This window comes from Phyllobacterium sp. TAF24, from assembly GCF_052113785.1.
Taxonomy (GTDB): Bacteria; Pseudomonadota; Alphaproteobacteria; order Rhizobiales; family Rhizobiaceae; genus Phyllobacterium.
The window spans coordinates 62,414-78,462 of record NZ_JBFRDN010000003.1; the positions used below are offsets into that span (position 1 = coordinate 62,414).

The 16,049-nt window shown below is 54.6% G+C and carries 14 protein-coding genes; 1 reads left to right on the plus strand and 13 read right to left on the minus strand.

The genetic code is table 11. The features are described from left to right. Position 1: 1 nt before the first annotated feature. The 6 genes from AB4Y96_RS03805 to AB4Y96_RS03830 all read right to left on the minus strand — a co-directional run bounded on the left by AB4Y96_RS03805 (position 2) and on the right by AB4Y96_RS03830 (position 6,233). Entirely contained in the window at positions 2 to 943 is a 942-nt protein-coding gene (locus AB4Y96_RS03805) for an ABC transporter ATP-binding protein (RefSeq protein WP_441915758.1), read from the minus strand. After that, positions 940 to 1,755 (minus strand): ABC transporter ATP-binding protein, encoded by an 816-nt coding sequence (locus tag AB4Y96_RS03810; RefSeq protein ID WP_441915760.1) that lies wholly within the window; start codon positions 1,753 to 1,755, stop codon positions 940 to 942. Before AB4Y96_RS03810 ends, AB4Y96_RS03805 begins: the two co-directional genes overlap by 4 nt. Next, complete coding sequence (locus AB4Y96_RS03815) at positions 1,752 to 2,654, minus strand: ABC transporter permease (RefSeq protein WP_441915761.1); 903 nt, start codon at positions 2,652 to 2,654, stop codon at positions 1,752 to 1,754. The genes AB4Y96_RS03810 and AB4Y96_RS03815 overlap by 4 nt, the downstream gene beginning before the upstream one ends. Next, positions 2,651 to 3,634, minus strand: a complete 984-nt coding sequence (locus AB4Y96_RS03820; RefSeq protein ID WP_441915763.1) for an ABC transporter permease — start codon at positions 3,632 to 3,634, stop codon at positions 2,651 to 2,653. The genes AB4Y96_RS03815 and AB4Y96_RS03820 overlap by 4 nt, the downstream gene beginning before the upstream one ends. Next, on the minus strand, positions 3,634 to 5,379 hold the full coding sequence (locus tag AB4Y96_RS03825) for an ABC transporter substrate-binding protein (RefSeq protein WP_441915765.1): 1,746 nt from the start codon (positions 5,377 to 5,379) through the stop codon (positions 3,634 to 3,636). Before AB4Y96_RS03825 ends, AB4Y96_RS03820 begins: the two co-directional genes overlap by 1 nt. Before the next feature lie 284 nt (positions 5,380 to 5,663). Next, positions 5,664 to 6,233, minus strand: a complete 570-nt coding sequence (locus AB4Y96_RS03830; protein WP_441916026.1) for a nucleoside 2-deoxyribosyltransferase — start codon at positions 6,231 to 6,233, stop codon at positions 5,664 to 5,666. 233 nt (positions 6,234 to 6,466) lie between these two features. On the opposite strand from AB4Y96_RS03830, the gene AB4Y96_RS03835 reads away from it, so the two are divergent. Further along, entirely contained in the window at positions 6,467 to 7,546 is a 1,080-nt protein-coding gene (locus AB4Y96_RS03835) for a porin (RefSeq protein WP_441915767.1), read from the plus strand. A 143-nt stretch (positions 7,547 to 7,689) separates the two neighbouring features. On the opposite strand, the gene AB4Y96_RS03840 is transcribed toward AB4Y96_RS03835, so the two are convergent. The 7 genes from AB4Y96_RS03840 to AB4Y96_RS03870 all read right to left on the minus strand — a co-directional run bounded on the left by AB4Y96_RS03840 (position 7,690) and on the right by AB4Y96_RS03870 (position 16,026). Continuing rightward, the gene (locus AB4Y96_RS03840; protein ID WP_091883084.1) at positions 7,690 to 9,090 is read right to left on the minus strand and encodes an amino acid permease; all 1,401 of its coding nucleotides are present in this window, start codon (positions 9,088 to 9,090) and stop codon (positions 7,690 to 7,692) included. Positions 9,091 to 9,412: 322 nt separating this feature from the next. Continuing rightward, positions 9,413 to 11,563 (minus strand): carboxy terminal-processing peptidase, encoded by a 2,151-nt coding sequence (locus AB4Y96_RS03845; RefSeq protein ID WP_441915770.1) that lies wholly within the window; start codon positions 11,561 to 11,563, stop codon positions 9,413 to 9,415. 180 nt (positions 11,564 to 11,743) lie between these two features. Continuing rightward, positions 11,744 to 12,643, minus strand: coding sequence for a ribokinase (locus AB4Y96_RS03850; RefSeq protein WP_441915772.1), 900 nt, complete (start codon positions 12,641 to 12,643; stop codon positions 11,744 to 11,746). Between the two features lie 18 nt (positions 12,644 to 12,661). Continuing rightward, entirely contained in the window at positions 12,662 to 13,309 is a 648-nt protein-coding gene (locus tag AB4Y96_RS03855) for a TenA family protein (protein WP_441915774.1), read from the minus strand. 4 nt (positions 13,310 to 13,313) lie between these two features. Next, entirely contained in the window at positions 13,314 to 14,156 is an 843-nt protein-coding gene (locus AB4Y96_RS03860) for a BtpA/SgcQ family protein (protein ID WP_441915775.1), read from the minus strand. 46 nt (positions 14,157 to 14,202) lie between these two features. Beyond that, the gene (locus tag AB4Y96_RS03865) at positions 14,203 to 14,967 is read right to left on the minus strand and encodes a glutamine amidotransferase (RefSeq protein ID WP_441915776.1); all 765 of its coding nucleotides are present in this window, start codon (positions 14,965 to 14,967) and stop codon (positions 14,203 to 14,205) included. 36 nt (positions 14,968 to 15,003) lie between these two features. Next, positions 15,004 to 16,026: a phosphotriesterase family protein gene (locus AB4Y96_RS03870; RefSeq protein WP_441916028.1), complete on the minus strand. Its 1,023-nt coding sequence runs from the start codon at positions 16,024 to 16,026 to the stop codon at positions 15,004 to 15,006. Positions 16,027 to 16,049: the final 23 nt, after the last annotated feature.

The following is a 16,049-nucleotide window of genomic DNA, read 5'->3' on the forward strand; positions in this document are numbered from 1 at the left end:
ATCAGGCGATTTCGCCAAGTGTGCGGACAAAATGGTTGGGACCAACCTTGTCTGTCCCATCGGATGATGGCCGGGATATCTGACGGATTTTTTCCGCATGCTGGAGAAACCGTGCACTGTCGCCCGGCACGAACGGCTGATACGGATCGGGCACGGCCGAAAGCAGCAGCTTGGTATAGGGATGACGAGGATCAGTGATAACAGACATTGTATCTCCCCACTCGACCATCTGTCCGGCAAACATCACCACGATTTCCTCGGCAACATGCGCCGCCGTTGCTATGTCATGGGTAATGTAAAGCAAGGCAAGATTGCGCTGACGCTTTATGCTTGAAAGCAGTTCCAGAATACCAAGCCGGATCGAGACATCGAGCATGGACGTCGGCTCATCCGCCACAAGAACTTCCGGCTGCACGGCTAGTGCGCGCGCAATGTTCACCCGCTGACGCTGCCCGCCGGAGAGTTCGTGCGGAAACTTATGTGCGGTCAAAATGGGATCAAGCCCGACACTTTCGAGCAAGGCGTCGACACCATCCGCTGCGCCCTTCCTGCCCTGCACATGCCCATGCAGTTTCAGCGGTCGAACCAGATGATGCCCGACGGAGAACACAGGGTTGAGTGAGGCAAATGGGTCCTGAAAGACCATCTGCACAGCACGGCGGTAAGACTTTTCCTCAGTTCCTGAGCCGACAGCAGTGACATCTTTGCCGCGAAAAAGCATCGTGCCCGACGTGGGGTTGTCCATCCTTGCAATGATGCGCGCGCAGGTTGTCTTTCCGCAGCCGGACTCACCCACAAGCGCCAGCGCCCTGCCCGGCACCAATGAAAAGGATATACCGCGCAAAGCATGAACGAGACCAAAGGATCGCGTGATATCTTCAAGCGCAATCACCGATGACGCCTCGGTTGCTTGCGCGCCCTTAATGTCAGGAAGGGCGTTCATGCGGGGCTCCTTTCCATGACATTCATGCTTGGCAGGCTGGGAATCGCGCCCCATAATCGTTTGGTATAGTCATGCACAGGCGCACGGCTGACCTGCTTGACATCGCCAACCTCGACCAGTTCCCCCTTCAGCATCACACCGATCCGATGACAAATCTGGGCCATCAAATGCAGATCATGCGTGATGAACAATACCGAGAAACCATGGCTCTTCTGCAGGTCCACCACTTGTTCAAGGATTTCCCGCTGCACCACCACGTCAAGCGCCGTTGTCGGCTCGTCCATAATGATCAGCTCCGGGCTGAGAGCAAGGCAGATAGCTATCACAATGCGCTGTCGCATGCCGCCGCTGAACTGGTGCGGATAGTTGGAAAGCCGGTCTGCCGGGATACCCACGAGGCGAAACATTTCTTCCGCCCGTGCGCGTGACTTCTCGCGGTTGCTGCCCGTGTGGCGATAGAGAACGTCATGAAACTGCGCTTCCACCCGCATCAACGGATTGAGCGAGTTCATGGCGCTTTGAAACACCATGCCAATGCGTTTCCACCGCACGGCTTGCAGTGCCCGCTCGGTCATACCGAGCAGATCCTGTCCATCAAGCAGTATCTCTCCGCCCGCCACCCATGCCGGCGGTTTGGCAAGACGCGTGATCGCATAGGCAATTGTGCTCTTGCCGCAGCCCGATTCCCCGGCAAGACCGAAGAGTTCGCCGCGGCCAATGTCGAAAGACACATTTTTCACGGCATTGAAAACGCCTTTGTCGAGCAGATAATCAACGCTGAGATCGCGAATTTGCAGAAGTGCATTGTTCATCGTGCAGCCTCCAACTCGCGTGTGCGCAGACGATTGAGACGCAACCAGCGGCGGAGAGCCGGGCCAGAACGCAATTGCGGATTGGCGATTTCGTCAAAAGTGAAGTTTAGCAATGAAAGCCCAAGCCCGACCAGAACGATGCCAGCACAGGGTACTGCGATATCCCACCATGCACCAACGATAATCGCCGACGAGTTCTGCGCGTTGTAGAGCATGGTTCCCCACGTCACATTCAATGGATCGCCAAAGCCAAGATATTCCAATGTCGTCTGGGCAACGATGGCGTAAATAATACTGCCGACGAGATTGAGCGCGATGAGTGGCAGGAGATTAGGCACGATCTCGACAAATACGATCCGCCAGTTCGGCTCACCCACCATACGCGCAGCGACAACAAATTCGCGGTTGCGCAAAGCCAATGTCTGAGAACGCGTCATGCGTGCCCCCCACGGCCACGATGTCAGCGCTATGATAGCCATGATGGCAACAGGTCCCACTGTACCAGCGAATGATGCCAGCAGGATCAACAGCGGAATATTGGGAATCACGAGCACCGCATTGGTCAAGAGGTCGAGAATATTGTCGGTGCGCCCGCCAAAATAACCACCGGCAAGCCCAATCAATGTACCGAGTACGGTGATGAATATTCCGGTTGCAAAGCCAATGGTCAGGGATGACCGTGCGCCCCAGACAAACTGACTGAAAACGTCGCGGCCCATTTTTGTGGTGCCCATGACATGTTCAATGCTTGGTGGCTGATGCGAGCGACCGACACGCGCGGCTGGATCGTTCGGGGCAAGGACCGGCGCGAAAAGAGCCATCAGACACAGCGCGACGACGATGGTGAGACCAACGACAGCCTTCTTCTGGCGCAATAAGAGTTTCATTCCGGCGTTCATGTGCGCGCCTCCCCAATGCGCGGATCAACAACGCCGTAGATGAGATCAACCAGCAGGTTTGCCCCAAGGGTCGCCAGCGTCATCAACAGGAGCTGTCCCTGAATAACCGGATAATCACGGGCCACGCTTGCCGTATAAAGTGTGAGGCCAAGACCCGGATAGTTGAAGACAATTTCGGTAACGATGGAGCCACCGAATACCGCGCCAAGCATGAGGGCAAGATTGGTCAGCACGGGCAGCATGGCGTTGCGGGCGGCATAACCAAACATAACAGCGGTTTCGCTCAGGCCTTTGGCCCGGCCCATAGTGACATAATCCTCGCCCAGCACTGAAATCATGCTGGTTCGCATGGTCGTCTGGAATTCGCCGATGAGATAAGGCGAGAGTGTCAACACGGGCATGATTGCGTGAAGAAAGACGCTGCCGAAGAACGTAAAGTTCAAGCCGGGATCGAGATTGGGATTGTAGGCATAGCCGACCGGGAGCCAGCGCAGAGCAACACCGAAAGTGAAAAGTGTGGCCAGGGCGATGACGACGGGTGGCACGGCAATCATCATGATGGAAAGCGGGGAGACGATGGAATCAAACCGCCCCCCACGCCGCCATGCGGCAAGCGCACCCAATGTTGTCCCGATGCAAAGGGAAAAGATAATAGCAGTGATAACGAAAAAGGCCGTCCATCCCGCCGAGCGGCCAAGAACTTCCACCACCGTCTGTGGGTAGTATTTTACCGACACCCCGAGATCGAGCGAGGCCAGTCCTTTCAGATAGTCGAGAAATTGCTCCCACAGAGGCTGCTGAACCGCACCAAACCGGGCCTTGATCGCCTCAATGGCGGCGGGCGTGGCACGCGGACCAAGCTGTGCGATCATTCCATCAACGGGGCTCCCCGGCATCAGCCGGGGAACGAGAAAATTGACAACAATGGCAAAGAGAAATGCTACGCCATAAATAGCAAGCCGGTGCAGAGGGAGCCGCATCAGCCGTTATCTCCGCCAGCCTTTTCGTCTATCGGATGCAGGCGCAAAAGATGGATGAGCCGCATCCTGTTATTCTCGTGATTTTCCGGGTTCAACGCTGGATCATCTTTTGAAACCCAACCGGCGAAGCGTTTTGTGGAAAATTGATACCAGGTCGGGCCATTGAAGAGAGGAACGACCGGGAAGTTATTGGCAACGACCAATTGAATCTGGTTGAAGATCGACTTGCGTTCTTCGATCGTCGTTGCTCGCTTGTAATCGCTGAAAAGCTTATCGAGGTCAGGATTGGAATAGCGGGATGGTGCGCCGGTGATGCGGCCGCCAAATGCTGTTGCCAGCGATTGATAGTAACCGCGGAAAGGCGTTGGACCATCAGCGCGTGAATTGATCAGAGTATCGAAATTACCCTCGACGATCTGTTTGCCCCATTGCTCATATTCCGGTGTAGTAACGGAGACATTGATCCCGACTTTGCGCAGACCTTCGGCTGCGATTTGCACCGCGTCGATCCAGTCCGTCCAGCCATTGGGGACCATGATTGAAAAGGCAATCGGTTCGCCTTTTGGCGTCGCGCGGAAACCATCGGCACCTTTCGCATATCCGGCAGCATCAAGTGCTTTGTTGGCCTTCTCGATGTCGTAGGTCATCCACTCATCCTGAGCTTTCTCAGCGTCAGGGTTGCGCCAACTGTCAAAGCGCGGGGGAAGACCACTGGCGTGCAGATTGACCACGGGATAACCGAAACCCGCAATGTCGACCATTGCAGTCCTGTCCATCACCAGGCTGATCGCATGGCGGAACGCGATATCATTGAACGCAGCCGCGTTGCCGGGCTTGGTCGTCTTGAGATTCATCTGGAAGGCAACGGTTTCAGCCGATGGCTGCCAGTAATGATTGTGCTTCGGGTCAAGTGAAACGTAGGTCTTTTCAATTTCTGGAATGAACGATCCGAACCAGTCCATCTGCCCGTCGGGCAATGTGGCCAATATCTGGTCGTTACCAGAGATTTGCGGCAGTTTCAGGCAATCGATTTTGAGCGAAACCGTGTCCCAATAATTCGGGTTGCGGCATTGCTCATAGACTTGCGGCGTGAAGCGGCGGATCTCGGTCATCGGTCCGGAACCGACGGGATTCTCATTCTTAAAGGCAAGCGGATCGGCAATATCCTTCCAGATATGCTCTGGAACGACAGGCAGATCAGACAGCGATTCCGGGAAATGCGTATCAACATCCTTGAGGGTGATCTTGACCTCAGTTGGCGATGGCGCTTCCACAGAGGCGACGCTGTCCGCAACCCCGACAAAATCAAGAACCGGGTTTTTGCGCATAAGTTCAATGGTGAACTTTACGTCGGCGGCGRTCAGCGGCTTACCGTCTGACCACTTCACCCCTTCGCGAATGGTATAGGTAATCGACTTCAGATCGTCGGCAAATTTGAAGCCAGTCGCTAAACGATAAGTAGGCTTGCCATTGTCGAGTTCGTTGAACACAACAAGCGGTTCATAAACGAAATCAAGCGTACTCTGGCGGCGGCCGCCCACATCAAACGGGTTGAAGTTACGCACCCAGCTTGTCTGTTCTTCAATATGCATGGTGAGAAGCGCTTCAGCGGAGGCACGCGTTGTGCCTGTCAGAGGGCTGGCGGCAAGAAGCGCGAGGCCAATAGTGGCCGCAGCGGGAAGAAAGAGCGTTAGTCGGGAAGTAATCGAGAGTCGGCGTGTTACGGCATTCCTGTTCAAGGTCATGTCTCATCCCCATTTTCAAATGATTGGCGTCGTTTTGTTCCCTTTAGGTCAATCAATTTGATTTAATGCTAGGCATGGAGATATGCGCTTGTCAACAGCCACAATTTTGCCACACAATCCAACGCCGGATTTCGGGGAAAATGGGGGTAGGACAACCCAAATGGCTCATCAGAAACCGCTGAGAATCACCTTGCAAGTCGGTTTTCGCATGCCCGTTTTATGGCCTCAAAGATGACGTTGCCAATTCATCCAATAAAGGTTTGAGAGGGCTTTCGGGGCATTGATTATCGCAGATGTTTTTCTGCGGCGAGCGCCAAGCATTCTTTAAATGCAGTCAGGTCAATAAGAATATCAGCATCTGGCACGGCTTTTCTGATGAACACGCCACCACGCGAAATAATACCGCCCTCGAGCATGAGGTTATCGGCCATGTCAAAATCTTCAATGCTCAGGCCATCGGGTCCAGTGAGCCTGCTATCGGCGCCTGAAATGACCGCTCCGCCATAATAATCCCTGCTGGTGCGCTCGAGATAGCTTTCAGCGACGTTTGTGTAACCATAGACATGGCGGCCCAGCGCGCACATGAAGCCAAGCTCGAAAGCCGTTCCGACATCGGCGCTGATACCGCGAAATGGCGTCAGATTCGCGATGATTATATCCGAGGCCAGCATGAGTCGTTCGTCGATAGCGCTGATCGCAATTCCGCGCTCATACTTGCTGTTTGTAGGCGGAATTTCCAAATCGCCGGGTGGGAGCGGCGTAAATCCGGCCGCGCGTGCCAATTCGGCTTTATGTGCCAAAACTTCTCTGGCATTGCTCAAAAAGACCTCGGGGCCAGCCAGATATACTTTCATGATCGCCACCCCTTCCCCCAGAATTTGCAGGCTCAAACTATTGCCGAAATGCCACAGTGACACAACCAACCGCCGGGCTTCAAACAAAAACACACGCTATCCGCGAACTGGATCAGTTGCGTGATAAAACCGTTACATAACTCCATTACCGACGACGCAGACAGCGATTCCTACTGTCCGTTGTGAAGCAATTCAGCCAAGCAACTTTCCAATAGATTGTGTGGAGATCACCCATGACCATCAAGAGCTTACTTCTCGGCTCTGCTGCAGCTCTCGTTGCAGTAACTGGCGCACGCGCTGCTGATGCAGTTGTCGTTGCTGAACCAGAAGCCGTTGAATATGTTCGCGTTTGCGACACTTACGGCAAAGGCTTTTTCTATATCCCAGGCACGGAAACATGCCTGAAAATCGGTGGATATCTGCGTTACGACGCCAAGGGCGGCGATGATGTCTACAAGGGCGGCGAATTCGGAACCTGGCAGAAAAAGACTCGCGCCACGGTCCGCGTCGATGCCCGTTCGGAAACCGAACTTGGCACCCTGCGTTCCTTCATCGAAACACGTTTCGATTACACGAACGGTTCCAACAGCGGCGGCACGATCCCGCAGGCTTTCATTGAGCTAGGCGGTTTCCGCATCGGTGTTGTCGATGAAATCTTCGGTACATGGACTGGCGACGCTGGCAACATCGTCAATGACGACGTGATCAACTACCAGTCAGGTTACAGCAATCAGGTCAGCTATACATTCAATGCAGGCAATGGCTTCTCTGCCATCATCGGTGCTGAACAGGGCCAGGTACAGACCGCCAGCTATTTCAACTATGATTATCGTATCGACGATTACATGCCGCATGTACTCGCCGGTGCAAAGTACGAACAATCCTGGGGTAAGGTTTCCGGCATCGTCGGCTACGACTCCAAGATCGAAGAATGGGCCGGCAAGCTGCGTCTGGACGTGAAGTTCACGGACACTGTTTCTGCATGGGTCATGGGTGGCTATCAGTCAAATTATGACGATGCAGCTCTCGGGCAGCGTAACTGGTTCGGCACCTGGGAAGGTGACTACGCCGTTTGGGGTGGTGTTGCTGCCAAGGTTTCGGACAAGGCAACTGTCAATGCACAGGTTGCATACGAATCCGAAGGCACTGTTGCTGCTGCTTTGAACGTAGCCTACGAAATCGTCCCCGGTTTCATGATTACACCTGAAGTGAACTACACGAAGTTCGATGGCGCCCGTAAGGACTACTCGATTGCGCATGGCGGCAATGACGACGCATTTGGCGGCGTTATTCGTTTCCAGCGCAACTTCTAATACCTGACAAAAAATTTGGCGATGCCGCAATTGAAACGGCATCGCCAGATGGCAAAGTTGATACGATCTCCAGTCAAATCCTTTGCAGAAACGGCGAGCCGCAAAGCTCGCCGTTTTTCATTTTGTAGCAGTACCAGAACCCATCAGGATGGATTGAATGCGGCAACCCGCTGACGCTTTATGAACTGATAGGCAATTGCCAGAAGTCCAAACCAGATGGGAGCAACGTACAGCGCTACCCGGGTCGATGGATCAAGACTGAGGAATACGGCGACCATCAAAAGGAAAGCAACAACGAGCCAATTGGCAACCGGGGCCCCGGGCATACGGAAATGCACGGCCTTGGCCTCGCCCCTCGCGACAGCCCGGCGATAGCCAAGATGCGCAATCATGATAATAGACCAGGTCCACAAGCTGCCAACCAGCGAAATACTGGTGATCCAGATAAAGGCCTGCTCCGGCACCACATAGTTCAACACCACGCCCAACGACATCACCGCCGTCGATGCTGTGATACCAGCAAATGGTATGTGGTTACGGTTGACCCGGCCGAATATGCGTGGTGCCTGCCCAGCGCGCGCCAACGTGAACAACATGCGGCCATTGCTGAAAATGCCACTGTTGCAGGATGACGCGGCGGCTGTGATAACAACAAAATTGATCACATCAGCGGCGATGCTAAGGCCAAGCTTGTCGAATACGAAAACAAACGGACTGGTATTCGGATCAAGCTGGTTCCACGGCAAAAGTGCCATGATAACGGCCAGAGCGCCCAGATAGAAAATCAGAATACGCCAGATAATGCCATTCGTGGCGCGGGGCAGGACTTCTTCTGGATTTTCAGCCTCGCCAGCCGTGACGCCGATCAGCTCCACACCCTGATAAGCAAACATCACCATTTGAAGGGCGAGAACAGCGCCAAGAGCGCCGAAAGGCAGGAAACCACCATGCGTCCAAAGATTGGAGAAACTCGCCTGCTGCCCGAGATCACCGATGCGGAAGATAATGACGGCAAGGCCGCCAAGGATCAGCGCCACAATCGTGACGACCTTTATGAGCGCGAACCAGAATTCCAGCTCGCCGAACAACCTGACGGCAACGACATTGACGATATAAAGCACCGCCAAAGTCACCAAAGCGGGCACCCATTGCGGCACATCCGGCAGCCAGTAGTGGATATAGACGCCAACGGCTGTGATTTCGGCCATGCCGATCACAACCCACATGAACCAGTACGACCAGCCCGTGGCAAAACCGGCAAAGGGTCCAACATACTCTTCCGCATAGGTTGCAAAAGAACCCGCCACCGGCTTGTGCAGAAGCAGTTCACCCAGCGCACGCATAATAAAGAAAACAGCAATGCCGCCGACAGCGTAGCTCAGCAACAGTCCGGGTCCAGCCATTGAAATGGCTTTACCTGATCCAAGGAACAGGCCGACGCCAATGGCGCCGCCAATAGCAATCATATGAATATGACGGCTCTTGAGTTTGCGCGCCAGTTCGCCGTCTCCAGGCAAATTTTCTGATTGGCTCGACATAGTCATAGCGGTCCCTCCTCCTGGCCGATGTCATGGTGCAATCGTCGATGCGACTCTAAAGTCGGCGGGATATTACATGGATCGGGGAACGCGAGAGCCTGCTGTAGGTCAATAATGTTGACCTATTGAAACCTAAGTTGATGAACACTTGTGCGCGTAAAAAACCAAGTGAAATGGCCTGATTTGCGGCGATCAATCTAAACCGATTGAATGCTAAGGTAACGGGCGTCAGTTGCCATATGGCAACCCAACCGCCCGAAACGAGAGCAACGGATGCTCCACTGGAACCATCTGCACGAAGGCGTTTAGTTCAAGCCCGCTGCTCTGACTATTTTGCCGGAGTGGCTMCCGGCTGCTGTGCTGCCACCTTCGGAACACCCGTCAAAAGGGTTGCTTCGTCGGCAACAATATTGGCAGCTTCATTCAACAACACATCTTTCGCACTTTTACGGGCTTTTTCGATGGCGATGTCAGCGCTGAGGCTACGCTCATTGGCCTGCAAGCCGTCATCCTGTGTTGTCAGATCAGCTGAATCCTCATCGTCGCCCGTTCCCGCACCATCGCTAACTTTCTCGCGTGATTTGAGACGCTTTGCCTGTTCATTCATCTCATTGCGACGGTCGGTTTCGTTGAGCGAAATGACGCGCTTTTCGCGCTGAGCTTTCAGATTAGCCATATCATCGACGAAACGCTGGAAATCCGGGTCCTTCTGTACCCGCGCGTCGTGACGGGTTTGCAGCTCGGGAAACACTGCCTTCAGATCAGCCGAAGGTGTGTAATTTGCTGGCGGAACCTGTGTCCAAGGCAGAGCATTATCATAGCTCGACTCGCCAAAAGTCTTGGTGTCCGAGAACCCCGGCAGGCTGATGTCAGGCGTCACACCACGCAACTGTGTCGTACCACCATTGACGCGGAAGAACTGCGCAACGGTCATTTTCAGCTCGCCAAATTTTGGCTTGGTATTGTGCGCCAACTGATCGAGATTGACCACGGTCTGCACTGTGCCCTTGCCGAAGCTGGGTTCACCCACAATCACACCGCGCCCATAATCCTGTATCGCAGCGGCAAAAATCTCCGACGCTGACGCTGACCCGCGATTGATTAATACACCAACAGAACCGGTCCATGCGGGTGCGGGCAGATTATCGCTCTCGACATTAACCTCACCACCGGCATTGCGTTCCTGTACAATAGGGCCTTTGCCCACAAACAGGCCCGTTAGATCAATCGCCTCAGCGAGAGAACCGCCGCCATTGTTGCGCAGGTCAATCAGGACGCTATCAATCTTGTCCTGCTTCAGTTCAGCCAGAAGATTGGCCACGTCGCGGCTGGCACTTCTGTAGTTCTTGTCGCCCTTGCGGCGCGCCTCGAAATCTTCATAGAAGGCAGGCAACGTGATGACACCGACCTTGCGGGTGGCATCGCCATCCTTGACCGACAGAATGGTCTTCTTGGCCGCCTGTTTGTCCAGGGTGATCTTGTCACGCACAAGACTGATCGTGCGATGCTTGCCATCCGGTCCGGCATCGGCAGGCAATATGTCCAGCCGAACAACCGAATCCTTGGCGCCGCGGATCATCTTGACAACTTCATCAAGACGCGTGCCGACAACTTCCTTGATAGCACCGCGCTCGCCCTGGCCAACACCAATGATACGGTCGCCAACGGTAAGCTTGCCTGACAATTGCGCCGGACCACCGGCCATCAGTTCACGGATCGTCGTGTAATCGTCCCGCTCCTGCAAGACGGCGCCGATACCAACCAGCGACAGCTTCATCGAAATATCGAACTCGGCCGAAGCCGTTGCGCCGAAATAGTCCGTATGTGGTTCAACCGACGTTGTGTAGGCGTCCATGAAAATCTGGAACACGTCGTCGCTCTTATATTTGTAAGCGCGCTCCTGCGAATTTTCGTAACGCTTGTCGAGCGTATCGCGAATGCCAGCATCAGTCTTACCGGCCAACTTCAGGCGCAACCAGTCATTCTTGACGCGTTTGCGCCAGAGTTCATTGCTATCAGCCTCTGTCTGCGGCCAAGGCTCCTTGTCGCGCACAAAGGGGTAATCTTCCTTGGCGCTGAAATCAAAACCTTGCTTCAGCAGTGAACGCGCATAGGACAGGCGTTCGACAACGCGCTGCTCGTAAACATTGAAAATCGAAAAGGGAATCCGCAAGTCTTCCTGATTGATGCCGTCATCAATCTTCGTGCTGTCGGCCATGAACTTGTCAATGTCGGCCTGCACGAAGAGGAACCTGTCCGGATCAAGTGCTTTGAGGAACCGGTCCATGATCTTGGCGGAGAGCGCATCATCCAATGGAACAGGCTTGTAATGATAACGCGTCAGAAACTGGGCGCTCAAACGAGCGGCCTGCGCCTGTTGCTGCAGCGGCGTCAGGGTCGGGGGTGTACCGGCTTCCAGCGCATAGGCAGAGGGCGCAATTGCCAGGAACACACAGAGCAAACCATATTTCATACGCATTAAAGCTTCGATCCGATTTTTGACGTTCAGGTTTCGTTATTTAATGTTGTTGGAACAATTATGGTTTTTTGGCAACCGACCGCCAGATTATTCCTGTGCCCGTCCTAATAATTTCTTTCTCCCGCTACAGTGCTGCAGCAGATTTACCCAATACGGGTCGTGGCATTTACAAGAAACTGCTCAGTGCCATGCCAGCAGAATCTCCAGTTCCTGGGATGTTGGGAAAGCGGATTGTGTCCCCTTTCTTGACACCGTGATGGCTGCGGCCTTTACCGCATGTTCAATCGCCAGCCGGTCAAGACGGCAATTGCGCTTTACAGATGACGCCAGGGCAACGGACATGAACGTATCTCCCGCGCCGGTTGTATCGACGACGACGGAGGGATGGGCCGGAACCGTAATCATGGCCTGCTCATTCGCGAGGATCGCGCCCTTATTGCCGAGGGTCAGAACAACTTCGCGCAGACCGTGTTGCAGCAGATATTTAGCTGCGGCCTCGCCAGTCGCTCCCGTCAGGGCCAACGCCTCTCCCTGATTGAGAAACACCACATCAATCAAGCGCCAGAGATCGGCGAAATACGGGCGCAGCGGGGATGGATTGAAAGCTGTGACCATCTCAAGAGCTTTGGCCCGTTCAAGGATTTCGCGCGTCGCCCTGTGCGAGAGGTTTCCCTGCAGGATCGCAAGATCATCAGGTTCAGCGACTAGCAATTTTGAAGCCACGTCAGATGAAGTCAGGCTTTGGGCAGACCCGGTTGTTGTGACAATGGCATTCTCACCATCAGGGAGGCGAAAGATAATGGAAACGTCGCTGGATTTTCCCTCTAGCTCCACCAGCTCGGCAATGAGGGGCTCATCCAGCAGGCGCTCGCGGATTGCTGCTGCCCGAACATCATTGCCGACAGGAGCGACCAATGTTGTCAGAACACCGCAGCGCGCCATGACGACGGCCTGATTGGTGCCTTTGCCTCCGAGGTCGTGCGCTCCAATTTCACCGAGGATAGAGGCACCGGACGTTGGAAGTGCCTCGACAGCGATTGTTTCATCAATGGTAACATTGCCGATTACATAGGCGCGCATTGGGGAACCCTCGGAAAGCTAAAGATAAGGCGCGTCATGAAAATCAATTTCGAGCTGCATCGCATGGCTGAAAATACTACTTAACCGGGAACATGCCTGTTCGGAAAGGCCTTCGCCAGCCAGATCGAGCTGCCGCTTGAGCCATAATGCCTGCTCGGCAAAACCCTGGCTTACATGCAGATCAACCCACTCCTTAAGCAAGGGATCGCTGATGCGACAGGCTGATGCCTCCTTGGACCACGACCAGTACATCCATTCCGCCGCGAACATCGCGGCAACAATATCGAGAAACCCGCCCTCGGCTGCAATACAGAGCATACCGGAGCAAAACGCATCAACCGCCGGTATATTCACGTCGAATGCTGATGGATCGATAGACCGCAGTGCGAAAGTTCGCTCGAAATAGACAATCTGTTCATTGGCAAGCGCATCAAGAACAGCAATGAGCCAGCGCTTCTGCTCCATGGTTTGCGCCGTCGCCGCTGCATAGGCGAAGATGGAGATTGCCGTATCGACGAAGGCACCCTCATAAACAAGATAGCGATCAAACACGTCCTTGCTCAACGCATCGTTTTTGATGTCCCTGACAAAACGATGGTCGAGCATCGCCTGGAGAACAGTAGCGTTTTCCCGCAGAATACGGTCGGAGAGGCTTTCGGTTGTCATCCGCTTAGTGCTCCAACCCCGGCTCTGCAGCGGCGCGGAATGCCTTGACCCGTTCAACATCCACCGGGTTCCACCAGACACCGCCATGTTTCAATGACGAGGCGACAATCACCCCATTGGTGCGGCTGAGAATTTCCACGATATTGTCCCGGTTGACACCTGACCCAACCAATAGCGGCAGATGCGTTGCCGAGCCAATTTCTTCAATCTCTTCAATCGTCGCGGCATTGCCAGTGCGTTGTCCCGTTGCGATGACGCCATCAGCATCAAAGAAGGCGAGATCGCGCGTCAGTTCCTGAATCGTACGGTCCGCGACGATAGCGTGACTGCCATGCTTCACGTGGCTGTCGGCGAAGACCTTGATATGTTCCGCACGCAGCATGGAGCGGTAGCGCATGGCTTCCGCCGCGCGGCCTTCCATAAACCCTTCATTGGCCACATAGGCATTGGCCCACTGATTGACACGGATGAACTTGGCACCGCCTGCCATGGCAATGGCAAAGGCGGGGATTGGCGCATTGGCCAGCACATTGATCCCCAGCGGAATACCAACAGCGCGGGCAATACGATCTGTGACGACGGACATGAATCCCGTCGTTTCCGGGCCGATATCATCGGGTTTCGAGAAAGGGATATCACCGTGGTTTTCGATAACCAGCCCATGCAGACCGCCTTCCACACAGGCTTCGGCATCCCGCATGCAGGTATCGTAGATTGAATCCATACTTGCCCTGTTATACCGCGGCGCGCCGGGGAAAGCCGGGCAATGGATCATTCCTATCAGCACCTTGTTTGTGCCGAAAATCTCCTGCACGGCATTGGAGCTTCGATCCGATATTTCCTGCATGTGGTTCCCTTTCATATGCTTTTTGAGTGGTTGGTGTTTGCGGCAATCAGCGCGTGAGCCAAGCCAGAATGTTCTTCCAAAGCTTGCCGTAGCCTTCCCATTCGCAGAAGGCGGGTGAAAGCCAATGCGGTCCGATATCGGATGTCCAGACAGCTGTGTTACCCTTGCCATAACGTCCAAGAACCAGCAGTGGGTGGCCGCCCTGATCGTCAGGCAAGGTGGCGATGACTTCAACGTCTGCGCGCTCACGCACTTCAACTTCATTCACACCGAGGAGCACCGGCCATTCCCCGCTGAGACCGGCCATGACAGGATGATCGGCCATGAGAATTTTCGCCGTTGTACCCTCGGGGATTTCAACGCGGTCATCATAGGGAAGACAGGTAACCGGAAGCACATCTTCGACAGCTGTCCGCCGCCAACGCGCCTTGCCGTCAATGCCCTGAAACGAGAAATAGCCACCGACCATCAGGAGCGCCCCGCCCTTTTCCACCCAGGCCTTGATGAGCTTGAGCCGGTTGGGAACAGTGCGCGAATGCAGCCAGACCTCAGGCGGCAGCAGCAGCGAGTTTGCACCAATATCCGACAGGATAATGACGTCATAGGCATCCAGACCCGCCATTTCATACGGGAATTTCTCGACCGCTTCGTGCGCGGGCATATAGGTCAGGTCAAACTCGCTGCCTGYCAATGCCTTGACCAGCGGCTCTGCACCCAGATGAAAGGTGACACTGCCAAACTGGTCAAAACCTTTGTAATGGGTGGCCGAACTGACCCAGCTTTCGCCAACGAGAAGTACTTTCTTTGTCATGGGTAATCACTCTTTCATTTCAAATAGGGATTTGCTTCAGGTTCCGGCGTGAAAGACGGCGCGCGGGTTTGCCCGCATCATCTGATCGAGAGCCGCCCTGTCGAGGCCATGCCTCTCAAGACGAGGCAGGAAATGGCGCAGGATATAGGCGTAACCATTACCGCCATATCGGGTCAGCATCATCTTGAGGAAAACATCGTGAGACAGAAGAACCCGGTCGAGATAACCCGCCTCAGCCAGACGCACGATGGCTCGCGCTGCATCCTCATCGCTTGGACATTGCACCTGCTGGTCCGCATAGAAGTAATCCATGCCGATCATGTCGTATTCAATGAATGCCCCACGCGAAGCAAGTTCGCTCTGATAGGCAAAGTCATCATGCGAGGGGTTCATATGGCAGAGAACCGTGTGCCTGATATCGGCCCCCTCCTGCTCCACAATATCAAGAACGCGGTGGCCAAGCCTGTACCAACCGGGCAGGTGCACCATGAGCGGAAGTCCCGTACGCAGCTGTGCCTGCGCAGCGCCGCGCAGTGACTTTTCTTCCTCCGTGGTGAAGTCCGAGGAAACGCCAATCTCCCCTATGAGGCCGATTTTGACATCGGTCCCGTCAACACCTTCCACTGCTTCGCGCACAATTTCACTGGCGATATCCTCAACAGTCATCGCAGCAACTTCATGGGGGTGGGATGAGCCAAGATAATAGCCCGCGCCCATCACCACGTTGAGACCGGCAGCCTTTGCGATCCGCCGCAGGGCCAGCGGATTGCGGCCAATGCCCCGGCATGTCGGCTCAACCACCGTCTGCCCGCCTTCGATGGCAAAGGCGCGCAGTTCTGAAATCGCCAGTGGTTCATCATCAAGCGTGATGTTGTGCTTGTTGACAAAGGGGTCCTGCTTCAATTCGCCGAGAATTTCGATGCACACGAAACCACCGGCAAGATACTGCCGCTCGGGTGTTTTGGGCGCATGCCACCAGCACCGGCAATCGTTGAGAATATGCTCGTGCATCAAGGTAATGCCGAGCGCATCCGCAGCGATGGGACCATTGACGGTCATCACCTTGCCGGAGCGAATATGCC

Coding starts and splice junctions, on each gene's coding strand:
- AB4Y96_RS03860 (WP_441915775.1), bottom strand. CDS start 14,156: ATGCAGGAAATATCGGATCGAAGCTCCAATGCCGTGCAGGAGATTTTC.
- AB4Y96_RS03815 (WP_441915761.1), bottom strand. CDS start 2,654: ATGAACGCCGGAATGAAACTCTTATTGCGCCAGAAGAAGGCTGTCGTT.
- AB4Y96_RS03855 (WP_441915774.1), bottom strand. CDS start 13,309: ATGACAACCGAAAGCCTCTCCGACCGTATTCTGCGGGAAAACGCTACT.
- AB4Y96_RS03830 (WP_441916026.1), bottom strand. CDS start 6,233: ATGAAAGTATATCTGGCTGGCCCCGAGGTCTTTTTGAGCAATGCCAGA.
- AB4Y96_RS03805 (WP_441915758.1), bottom strand. CDS start 943: ATGAACGCCCTTCCTGACATTAAGGGCGCGCAAGCAACCGAGGCGTCA.
- AB4Y96_RS03870 (WP_441916028.1), bottom strand. CDS start 16,026: ATGACCGTCAATGGTCCCATCGCTGCGGATGCGCTCGGCATTACCTTG.
- AB4Y96_RS03835 (WP_441915767.1), top strand. CDS start 6,467: ATGACCATCAAGAGCTTACTTCTCGGCTCTGCTGCAGCTCTCGTTGCA.
- AB4Y96_RS03840 (WP_091883084.1), bottom strand. CDS start 9,090: ATGACTATGTCGAGCCAATCAGAAAATTTGCCTGGAGACGGCGAACTG.
- AB4Y96_RS03810 (WP_441915760.1), bottom strand. CDS start 1,755: ATGAACAATGCACTTCTGCAAATTCGCGATCTCAGCGTTGATTATCTG.
- AB4Y96_RS03850 (WP_441915772.1), bottom strand. CDS start 12,643: ATGCGCGCCTATGTAATCGGCAATGTTACCATTGATGAAACAATCGCT.
- AB4Y96_RS03820 (WP_441915763.1), bottom strand. CDS start 3,634: ATGCGGCTCCCTCTGCACCGGCTTGCTATTTATGGCGTAGCATTTCTC.